A 9,383-nucleotide genomic window follows, 5' to 3' on the forward strand; every position below is an offset into this window, starting at 1 on the left:
ATAGCTGCCATGCTGTTCGTCTGTGACCTTGAAGGGCTCCGGGTCGTACAGTTGCCACGTGGTCGAATCGACGCCAAGAGCGCGTGGGGGAGAAAAGACCCGAGAGGTCATCGTCGAGACGGCTTTGCGGCTGTTCAAGGAGCGGGGGTACGAGGCGACGACCATGCGGGCGATCGCCGCCGAGGCGGGGGTCTCCGTTGGCAACGCCTACTACTACTTCTCGTCCAAGGAACAGCTGGTCCAGGCGTACTACGATCGCGCGCAGTCGGAGCACGAGGCCGCCTGCCGCGACCTGCTCGCCTCGGAGCGGAAGTTCGCCGAGCGGCTGAGCGGGGTGCTGCGGGCCTGGGTCCGGGTTTCCGATCCGTACCACGAGTTCGCCGTGAAGTTCTTCAAGCACGCCTCCGAGCCCAGCAACCCGCTGAGCCCTTTCAGCGGGGAGTCGGCGCCGGCCCGTGAGGCGGCGATCGGCATCTACCGCGAGGTCGTGGAGGGTTCGCAGGACCGCATCGACGCCGAGCTGCGCGAGGAGCTTCCCGAGTTGCTGTGGCTCTCGTGGCTCGGCGTGGTGCTCTACTGGGTGCACGACACCTCGCCGGGCTGCGAGCGCACGTACCGCCTGATCGAGGTCATGGTGCCGCTGATCGACCGTCTCGTGGGCCTGTCGCACCTGCCCGGCCTGCGCGGGGTCACCAAGGACTTCATCACGGCGGTTCGGGAGCTCCGGGCCTGACGGCCGCGCTGCCGCCGGGACGTGAGGATGGGCGGTGCGCGACATACCGGCCGGTTGGTATGGTCGGGGCACTGGAGGTGGACAGTGAAGCGTTGGGGCATCACCATTCCGTTCTTCGATCTCACCATGGCCGAGTCCAAGGACCTGGTGGCCGAGCTTCCCGACCTGGGGTACACCGACGCCTGGTCCGCCGAGGTCGGGGGGAACGACGGGTTCGTCCCGCTCGCCCTGGCGTCCGACTGGGCGCCGGGACTCCGGCTCGGTACGGCGATCATCCCCGTCTCGACCCGGGGGCCGGCGCTGCTGGCCATGTCGGCCGCCACGCTCGCCGACCTCGCCCCCGAACGCTTCGTGCTCGGCATCGGCGCCTCGTCCCCGGTGATCGTCGAGCGGTGGAACGCCGGCGAGTTCGTCAAGCCGTACGCCCGTACCCGTGACACGCTGCGGTTCCTGAGGAAGGCCCTGGCCGGGGAGAAGGTCACCGAGAAGTACGAGACCTTCGAGGTCGCCGGGTTCCGGCTCGAACGCGCGCCCAGGACGCCCCCGAAGATCGTGCTGGCCGCGCTGCGCCCCCGGATGCTCCACCTCGCGGCCGAGGAGGCCGACGGCGCCATCACCAACTGGCTCTCCCCGCAGGACGTCCGCACGGTGCGGGCCGAGCTGGGGCAGGAGACCGAGCTGATCGCCCGCCTGTTCGTCTGCGTCAGCGAGGACGCCGACCGGGTGCGCGCCGCGGCCAAGCGGATGCTGGCGGCGTATCTCACCGTGCCGGCGTACGCGGCCTTCCACGAGTGGCTGGGCCGGGGCGAGCTGCTGCGCCCGATGCAGGAGGCGTGGGCCGCGGGCGACCGCCAGGCGGCGCTGAAGGCCCTGCCCGACGAGGTGGTGGACGATCTGGTCGTCCACGGCGACGCGGCGACGTGCCGGGCGCGCATCCGCGAGTACGTCGGCAACGGGCTCACGACGCCGGTGCTGGCGCCGATCCCCGGCGGCGACGTCCCCGTCCTCCAGGCCGTCCGCGAGCTGGCCCCCACCGCGCCCTGAGAGGCTCCTGGGACGGCCGACCGGCTCTGGAGGAACCCCGTGGACCTCCCGGGCGTTATCGGGGTGCGCGGAAGGGTAGTGGCGCCGGGCGAAGGGGCGCGGCGGCGCCCGCGCGGACGGAGGTGGCCATCATGAGCAAGGCTGGACGCGCGGCCTCGGCCTACCGGGCCTACCGGGAGATCAGCCGGCCGGGGTCACCGGGCCTGATGGCCCGGGTCAAGGCACTGCCGAGGATGATCGGCGGGGCCCTGCGCGGGGATTACCACGATCTGGGCAAGAGCAAGCTGGCCCTCATGGGCCTCGGCATCCTCTACATCGTCTCTCCCGTCGACATCGTGCCCGACTTCCTGCCGATCATCGGTGTGACCGACGACTTCGGCGTCTTCCTGTGGCTCATGACGTCCCTGCTCGGCGAGAGCGGGCGCTACCTCGACTGGGAGCGCCGGCGCGTGCACGGAGAGATCATCTAGACCTGTCCGCCGCGCAGTGTGAGGTCAGGAACCCGAATGGGTCAAAGCTCCTCGCGCAGCAGCCAGGCGCGTGACGGCAGCGGGTGCCCGAAGAGGCGGGCGGCGTTGCCGTAGGCGACCCTCGCGATGTCGGCCGGCGGCAGGCTGCCGAGGTTGCGGGCCAGCGCCTGCTGGACGTCGGGCCAGGTCGACTCCGAACGGGGATAGCCGCTCTCGAGCAGCACGTGCTCCAGCCCCACGGCGAGGCGCACGCCGGACAGGGCATAGTCGTCGAGGGTGCCGAAGTAGAAGTTGCGGCGCAGCACCTCGCTGGGCTTGAGACCGCCCTCCCAGGTGGCCTCGCCCGCCACCGGGTGGTCGAGCGCGTAGTCGGCCCGCGCGGCGAGCATCGGCAGCCAGCCGACGCCGCCCTCGACGATGAGGATGCGCAGCTTGGGGAACCGCAGCGGCACGCCCGACCACAGCCAGTCGGCGCAGGCGAACATCGCGCTCGCCGGGATCATCGTGGTGATGGCCTCGATCGGGGTGTCCGGCGAGGGCACCGGCGACCACGACGAGGCCCCGGTGTGCAGGCAGACGACCGTGCCGGTCTCCTCGCAGGCGGCGAAGAACGGGTCCCAGTGGCCGGTGTGGATGGACGGCAGCCGCAGCCGGGTGGGGAACTCGGGGAAGACCACGGCCTTGAAGCCGCGCTCGGCGTTGGCCCTGATCTCCTTGGCGGCGACCTCGGGGTCGGGCAGCCACGGGAGCTGCAGGGCGATGATGCGCTCGGGGTAGGTGCCGGCCCAGACGTCGCAGTGCCAGTCGTTCCAGGCGCGGACGAGGGCGAGGCCGAGGTCCTGGTCGCGGGTCTTGGCGAAGGCCATGCCCGACTGCACCCCGAGCATGCCGGGGAAGCTGAGCGCCGCCCAGATGCCCGCGATGTCCATGTCGTTGATGCGGGCCTCGATGTCGTAGCAGCCGGGCCGCATCTCCTCGAACCGCACCGGGTCGAGGGTCCACTGCTCGCGCGGGAGCCCGGCCCCGGCGTCCATGCCGGCGCAGGAGTAGGTGCTGCCGCCGTAGCGCCACACCTGGTGGCCGGAATCGGTCTCGACGACCTTCGGCGCGACTTCGGCGTACTTCTCAGGGAGCCGGCCCTCGAACATGTCGGGCGGTTCGATGAGGTGATCGTCCACGGAAATGATCACATAGTCTCGCCGCCGTGGCTCGGGGTCAGGAGGCAGCGATGTGTTCACGAGGAAACCGTATGCCGCAGGAATAACACGAGACAAGCTGGGAGGTCTCCGGTTGGTATCCGTTCGCACGCGGAGCGGCGTCCGGCGGCGTTAGAGGGCTCACTTCAACTCATGACAATTCCGACAACAATGGAGTCATGGTCCCTCGACCCGCTCCGCGAGCCCTGGATACCGGGTCACCAGGCCGTCGGGTCCGAACGACAGATCCGCCTGGAATCCGTCGCTCTCATAGCGCACCACGCCGTGCTCCAGCGGGGTGTAGCGCTGCGGATGGCGGGTCACCGCGAGGTACGGCACCCGTACCCAGGCCATCACGAAGCCGGTCGGGAGACCTCCGGTGAGCATCCCGTGGCGCAGCACGGGCATGGTGTTGGTCAAAGGCGACAGACCGAGATCGCAGTCGAGGGCCCCGTCGAGCGCCGCCGCATCACCGCCGGGGTCCGGGCCCTCCAGCGAGCCGGCCGCCTCGGCCGAGCACGACCAGCGGCCCTCGGCGTCCCGCCGCAGATCAAGGGTGCGGGACCAGCCCTCTCCCTGTGCGCGGACCCGCAGCGCCCGGGTCACGTACCGGGGGCCGGCCGTGAGCTCGTATTCGAGCCGGTACGGCACGGGGCGGGCGCCGACCGCGACCCCGGTGGCCGCGAGCAGGCCGTCGCCGAGGCGCACCTGCGCGTACTCCGCGCCCTGGTCCTTCACCCAGACGACCGACGTCACGATGCCTCCGGTTCCGTCAAAGGGGTGTCGTGGGGGAGTCGCGGACGGGACGCCGGCGGTTCAGCGGCCGGGAGTGGGGACGGCGTCGGCCCGCGGCGCGCGCTCGCCCTCGGACTTGCGGTCCTGCGCCTCGCGCCGGATCAGCGTGAACCATCCGCCGATGGCGATGGCGATGAACAGCCACCACTGGACGCTGTAGGCGAGGTTGAGCCCGCCGCCCCCGCCTGTGTCGGGATCGGGGACCGGTTCGGGCGCGGCCGCGGCGGCCGGCTGCTGGCCGGTCAGCTCGACGTACCCGCCGAACAGCTTGTACGGCATCGTCTTGGCGATGTTCGGGGTGTTGATCAGCAGCACCTGCCGGGCGGGCAGGCCGCTGCGGTCGGTGATGCCGGTGCTGTCCTCGGTCTCCGCCGGACGTAGCCTTCCCGTCACAGTTACCTCACCCGTGGAGGGCGGCGGCACCTCGGGCGGGGTGTCGGCGGTCGGCCCCATCTTCACCCAGCCCCTGTTGACGAGCACCGCGCTCCCGTCGGCCGTCACCAGCGGGGTGAGCACGTAGAAGCCCGGCCGGCTGTTCTGGGTGCGGCGCCGGACGACCAACTCGTGGGCGGCGTCGTAGTGGCCGGTGGCCGTCACCGCGCGGAACCTGAGCTTGTCGGGCACACTCGCGCCGGGCCGGTCGAGGCCGGTCAGGGGCACCGGCGCGGCGGCGAGGTTGGACGTCGCCAGGCTGTTGGCCGCCGACCGCTCCTCGTAGCGCCCGAACTGCCACCTGCCCAGGAAGAAGAACGCGGGGATGAGCAGCAGGACCAGCGCGTGGAACGCCAGCCACCGGGGCGTCAGGAGGAACCGGTACACCACTTCAGGGTAGGCAAGGCGGTGACCGGTCCGTCACCCGACCTGGGGAGGAGCGGCGGCCGGGCGTGTGCGTGGCGCGGGTGAAGCCCCCGCCATCGGGTGATCATGATCTCGTGGAACCGCTCGCGGAGGGCGGGGGTATGTCGTACGGTCATTGGGGTTCGTCTCCGGCACTGTAGGAGCCCTCTCGAACATGACCGCGCCCGCTCTCGCGTTGCCGCCCGCCGCCCAGCCCCACGTCCTGCCGAAGATCTCCGTCCTGATCAGGCATGCCGTGCCACGCGTGCTCGAAGGCATGATCCTGCCCGTGGCCGTCTTCTACGCCGGGCTGCTCGTCGCGGGGCTCAACGGCGGGCTGGTGATGGCGGTCGGCTGGGTGTACGGCGGGGTGGCCCTGCGGCTGGTCCGGCGGCAGGCGGTGCCCGGCACGGTGCTCCTCGCCATGCTCGCGATCACGGTGCGCGCCGCGCTCGCGCTGGTCACCGGCGACGTGGTGCTCTACTTCCTCCAGCCGACCCTCGGGGTGTTCTGCGCGAGCCTGGCCTTCCTGACCACCGCCGCCGCGCCGCGGCCGCTCATCCAGCGGGTCACCACCGACCTCGTGCCGCTGCCCGACCACCTGGTCCACCACCCGCGGATGCGCAGGTTCTTCGTGCACCTGTCGCTGCTGTGGGGAACGGTCCAGTTCGTCAACGGGTCGCTCAGCCTCTGGCTGCTGTTCAGCGAGTCGATCGAGACGTATCTGATCGTGAGGACGTCGGCGGTGGCCGTGCTGATGGTGCTGGCCGCCGGGGCCTCCCTGCTGGCCTTCAAGCGGGTGCTGCGAGCGGTGCAGAAGGCCTGAGCCGGGGTCAGGCCGCGCCGCCGGCCGCCAGCCGGGCTCCCGGGCCGGGCTTCGGGGTGACCTCGCGGGGTGAGGCCACCTCGTGGCCCTGCCGGCAGCGAAGGTGCAGTTCGATGGGCGAGCCGCACTCGCGGTGGGTGAGCACCACCGGCGCTCCTTCGGGATCGGCCATGTAGTGATCTCCCCAGTGCATCAGGCTGACCATGATCGGGTAGAGGTCGAGCCCCTTCTGGGTGAGGCGGTACTCGTGGCGTCGCCGGCTGCCCGGCTCCCGGTAGGGCACCTTGCGCAGCAGCCCTTCGTCGACCAGCTTGGCCAGCCTGGCGCTGAGCACCTGCCGGGGCGCCCTGGTGCCGGCCTGCATGTCGGCGAACCTGCGCACCCCGTTGAAGGCCTCGCGGAGCACGAGCAAGGTCCACTTCTCGCCGAGGATCGCGAGCGTGCGCTCGATGGAGCAGTTGTCCACACGGAACGGGGTCGGCGCTCTCATGCAGGCATGGTAGGCGGCGTGTTTCTCTCCCTCCAACGCTACTGAGTCTAGTTGACAGACTCAGGTGGGCTACGTGAGGCTGAGTTCATGCATGGAACCCAGACGGTGGAGCCCGAGGCCCTGCCCAGCCCGAGCGGCCCCACCGTCGAGGTCCGGCCCGCCCGGCCGGACGACCAGGCGGGGGTGACGGCGTTCGTCGAAGGGCTCTCGCAGAGGAGCAGGGTGCTCCGCTTCTTCACCGGACTGACCCGGCCGGACGCCCGCCTGGCCCGCACCCTGGTGACCGTGGACGACAGCCGCGACATCCTGCTGGCCCTCGACGACCGCGGCCACGTCGTCGGGCACGTCATGGGCTTCCTGAGGGGTGATGTCACGGAGATCGCCGTGGTGGTCGCCGACGGATGGCAGGGGCTCGGGCTGGGCGGCCGCCTCGTGTGGACGCTGCTGGGGCGGGCCGCGGGGCGAGGGGCGGAGTTCGTCCAGATGGACGTGATGGGCGAGAACCGCAAAGTCCTCTCCATCATCGGGCGCTGGTGGCCCGAGGCCGAGGTCCGTGTCCAGTCGGGCACGGTAGAGGTCCGCTGCCGCATCGGCCGCTAGGATTGATGGACCGCCGGGGTTTGCAGAACAAGGTTCTGTTGAGCGACCATTGACTTTGTGAAGAGCGCGAAGAACGGACGCGACGGCCGCACCCGCATCATCGAGGGCGCCCTGCGCCGTTTCAGCCAGGACGGGGTCTCCGCCACCACCCTCGCCAGCCTGCGCGAGGAGAGCGGCGTGAGCGTCGGCAGCTTCTACCACCACTTCGCCAGCAAGGAACACGTCTTCGGAGTGCTCTACTCCGAGATCCAGAACATGTACCAGCAGGCCTTCCTCGAGGAGTTGTTCCGGCACGAGACCGCCAAGGGCGGCATCGAGGCGATCGTCGCGATGCACATGGCCTGGTGCGGCGAGCACCCCGAGCGGGCCCGCATCCTGCTCAGCGAGCGGCCGCCCCGGCGTGAGGAGCCCGGTGGCCCCGAGGTCGCCGAGTCCCGGCGGACGTTCTTCCGCCAGGTGTCCGACTGGTGGCGGCCCCACATGAAGGAAGGCGTGCTGCGGCCCGTCCACCCCACCATGTGCTACGTGCTGTGGCTGGGGCCGGCGACCGAGATGTGCCGGCTGTGGTTCTCCGGCGCCCACCAGCCCACCGAAGAAGAGATCAAGGCCCTCTGCGAGGCCGCCTGGCACAGCCTCCGCCTCACCTGAGCCCGCGAGGGGCGCGGCGGTGGTCTGAGGAGGAGGGAGGGCCCGGCTCGGGGCCGGCGGTGGCTTGAGGAGGAGGTAGGGCGAGGAACGAGCCCGGACGACGACGAAAGCCGCCGCCTCAAGGAGGCCCCGAGCCCGCCGAGCGAAGGCGAGGCAAGAAAGCACGGAACGAGCCCGTACGACGACGAAGCCCGCCGCCTCAAGGAGCGCCCCTCGCCCGCCGAGCGGAGCGAGGCCATGAACACAGCGAGGCCGTGAACACAGCGAGGCCATCGAACACGGCGAGTCGCCCCAGGCGGTCGCCGCCGTGATCGTACGGTGGGCACATCCCCCTTGGTGTGGAACGCCGCGACGGGGGGCACCGCCGTGAACGTAGGTCTCGGTCTGCCGATCGACGATCCTCCCTCGTTGATCACCTGGGCGCGCCGCGCCGAGAGCGGTCCGTTCACGACCCTCGGCCTGCTCGACCGGGTCGTCCATCACAATCCCGAGCCGCTGGTGACGCTGGCGGCCCTCGCCGGCGCGACCTCGCGCATCCGGCTGATGACCGAGGTGCTGATCGCGGTGCTGCGCCCGGCCGCCCTTCTCGCCAAGCAGGCCGCCACTCTCGACCGGATCTCCGGCGGGCGCTTCACCCTCGGCATCGGCGCCGGTCCCCGCGAGGACGACTTCCGCGCCGTGGACGTGGAGTACCGGGGGCGAGGCCGGCTTCTGGACGAGCAGATGAGGACCGTGCGCCGTATCTGGTCGGGAGAGCCACCGGGCGAGGGCGTCGGGGCCATCGGGCCCGCCCCGGCCCGCCCGCACGGCCCGGAGGTGCTGTTCGGCGGTTTCGTCCGCGCCACGGCCGACCGCGTCGCGCGCCTGGGCGACGGTTTCCTCGGCGCGATGTACGGGCCCGAGGAGATGGGACGGATGTTCCGGCTGGTCGAGGAGTCGTGGCGGCTCGCCGGACGCGACGGCCGTCCCCGTCTGGTCGCGCAGGCCAACGCCGCGCTCGGCCCGCCGCCGGTCGTGGACGACGCTCGCCGTGCCGTCCGCGTGTACTACGACTGGGCCGGGTACGCCGACCAGGTCGTGGAGCACATGCTCACGACGCCGCAGGACGTACGGCGGGCGGTCCGGGGGTTCGAGGAGGTCGGGGCCGACGAGGTGATGCTCTACTGCTGGGCGACGGACGTCGGCCAGGTGGACCGCATCGCGGACGCGCTGGGCTGACCGGCACGGCTATCGCGTCGCGTGGGCGAGGCCGCGGGTGCGCGTGGGGACGCGCCAGACCTCCTGGTCGAGGGAGATGTCGAGGCGGAGGTCCTGCCGGTGGCGGCGCAGGCCGGGCACCTGAAGGCGATCGTGGATGTCGAAGCGGCCCCGCCGGGGGTAGCCGAAGCCGATGGCGCCCGGCATCACCCGCAGGTCGTCGCGGTTCCCGCAGCGCGGGCAGGTCCACGCGACGAGGTCCATGCCGCGGTTGTAGTCGTGGCAGGCGAGGAAATATTCGTCAGGCCGGAACCTGGAATCACAGGCGAAGCACGGTATCAACATCCGGATCCGCTCCTCGAAACGACTGGTGCGGGCGTCTTACACCTCAGTCGTACCGCTGCCCGGTTGAACGCGACTTGCGAACGGCTTACCTGCCCGGTGCCCCAGGTGCCTCCGTCCAGCCGTTTTGATCATTCATTGATCCGACATTGAACGCATCGCGGGAGCCTTGGGGCGTGGGCACGGAGCTTGGGGGGTTCGAGGT

General features: G+C 70.9%; 12 protein-coding genes. 7 read left to right on the top strand and 5 right to left on the bottom strand.

The annotated features are described in order from the left end of the window. The first annotated feature begins 58 nt into the window (after positions 1–58). The 3 genes from KIK05_RS15830 (at position 59) to KIK05_RS15840 (ending at position 2,247) form a co-directional block, all read left to right on the top strand. Complete coding sequence (locus KIK05_RS15830; protein ID WP_308249937.1) at positions 59–733, top strand: TetR/AcrR family transcriptional regulator; 675 nt, start codon at positions 59–61, stop codon at positions 731–733. 84 nt (positions 734–817) lie between these two features. Further along, on the top strand, positions 818–1,777 hold the full coding sequence (locus KIK05_RS15835; protein ID WP_308249938.1) for an LLM class F420-dependent oxidoreductase: 960 nt from the start codon (positions 818–820) through the stop codon (positions 1,775–1,777). A gap of 131 nt (positions 1,778–1,908) precedes the next feature. Beyond that, entirely contained in the window at positions 1,909–2,247 is a 339-nt protein-coding gene (locus KIK05_RS15840; protein WP_214411465.1) for a YkvA family protein, read from the top strand. Between the two features lie 41 nt (positions 2,248–2,288). On the opposite strand, the gene KIK05_RS15845 is transcribed toward KIK05_RS15840, so the two are convergent. The 3 genes from KIK05_RS15845 to KIK05_RS15855 form a co-directional block, all read right to left on the bottom strand. Further along, positions 2,289–3,425: an amidohydrolase family protein gene (locus KIK05_RS15845; RefSeq protein ID WP_308249939.1), complete on the bottom strand. Its 1,137-nt coding sequence runs from the start codon at positions 3,423–3,425 to the stop codon at positions 2,289–2,291. Positions 3,426–3,620: 195 nt separating this feature from the next. After that, positions 3,621–4,199 carry a putative glycolipid-binding domain-containing protein gene (locus KIK05_RS15850; protein WP_308249940.1) on the bottom strand — a complete coding sequence of 193 codons (579 nt, stop codon included), beginning with the start codon at positions 4,197–4,199 and terminating at the stop codon, positions 3,621–3,623. Between the two features lie 60 nt (positions 4,200–4,259). Next, complete coding sequence (locus tag KIK05_RS15855) at positions 4,260–5,057, bottom strand: SURF1 family cytochrome oxidase biogenesis protein (RefSeq protein WP_214411467.1); 798 nt, start codon at positions 5,055–5,057, stop codon at positions 4,260–4,262. 193 nt (positions 5,058–5,250) lie between these two features. Between KIK05_RS15855 and KIK05_RS15860 the strand changes: the two genes are divergently transcribed. Beyond that, positions 5,251–5,901 carry a VC0807 family protein gene (locus KIK05_RS15860; RefSeq protein WP_214411468.1) on the top strand — a complete coding sequence of 217 codons (651 nt, stop codon included), beginning with the start codon at positions 5,251–5,253 and terminating at the stop codon, positions 5,899–5,901. A 7-nt stretch (positions 5,902–5,908) separates the two neighbouring features. Here KIK05_RS15860 and KIK05_RS15865 read toward each other — a convergent pair whose 3' ends face one another. After that, on the bottom strand, positions 5,909–6,391 hold the full coding sequence (locus KIK05_RS15865) for a winged helix-turn-helix transcriptional regulator (protein ID WP_214411469.1): 483 nt from the start codon (positions 6,389–6,391) through the stop codon (positions 5,909–5,911). Positions 6,392–6,478: 87 nt separating this feature from the next. Between KIK05_RS15865 and KIK05_RS15870 the strand changes: the two genes are divergently transcribed. The 3 genes from KIK05_RS15870 to KIK05_RS15880 all read left to right on the top strand — a co-directional run bounded on the left by KIK05_RS15870 (position 6,479) and on the right by KIK05_RS15880 (position 8,857). Next, a complete protein-coding gene (locus KIK05_RS15870) occupies positions 6,479–6,991 on the top strand; it encodes a GNAT family N-acetyltransferase (protein ID WP_214411470.1) in 513 nt (170 codons plus the stop codon). A gap of 57 nt (positions 6,992–7,048) precedes the next feature. Next, complete coding sequence (locus KIK05_RS15875; RefSeq protein WP_214411471.1) at positions 7,049–7,639, top strand: TetR/AcrR family transcriptional regulator; 591 nt, start codon at positions 7,049–7,051, stop codon at positions 7,637–7,639. A 366-nt stretch (positions 7,640–8,005) separates the two neighbouring features. Then, a complete protein-coding gene (locus KIK05_RS15880) occupies positions 8,006–8,857 on the top strand; it encodes an LLM class flavin-dependent oxidoreductase (protein WP_214411472.1) in 852 nt (283 codons plus the stop codon). Between the two features lie 9 nt (positions 8,858–8,866). Here the strand turns inward: KIK05_RS15880 and KIK05_RS15885 are convergent, their stop codons facing one another. Then, a complete protein-coding gene (locus KIK05_RS15885) occupies positions 8,867–9,181 on the bottom strand; it encodes a hypothetical protein (RefSeq protein WP_214411473.1) in 315 nt (104 codons plus the stop codon). Positions 9,182–9,383 lie beyond the last annotated feature (202 nt).

The organism is Sphaerisporangium fuscum, assembly GCF_018531465.1.
Taxonomy (GTDB): Bacteria; Actinomycetota; Actinomycetes; order Streptosporangiales; family Streptosporangiaceae; genus Sphaerisporangium; species Sphaerisporangium fuscum.

Coding starts and splice junctions, on each gene's coding strand:
- KIK05_RS15840 (WP_214411465.1), top strand. CDS start 1,909: ATGAGCAAGGCTGGACGCGCGGCCTCGGCCTACCGGGCCTACCGGGAG.
- KIK05_RS15860 (WP_214411468.1), top strand. CDS start 5,251: ATGACCGCGCCCGCTCTCGCGTTGCCGCCCGCCGCCCAGCCCCACGTC.
- KIK05_RS15865 (WP_214411469.1), bottom strand. CDS start 6,391: ATGAGAGCGCCGACCCCGTTCCGTGTGGACAACTGCTCCATCGAGCGC.
- KIK05_RS15870 (WP_214411470.1), top strand. CDS start 6,479: ATGCATGGAACCCAGACGGTGGAGCCCGAGGCCCTGCCCAGCCCGAGC.
- KIK05_RS15885 (WP_214411473.1), bottom strand. CDS start 9,181: ATGTTGATACCGTGCTTCGCCTGTGATTCCAGGTTCCGGCCTGACGAA.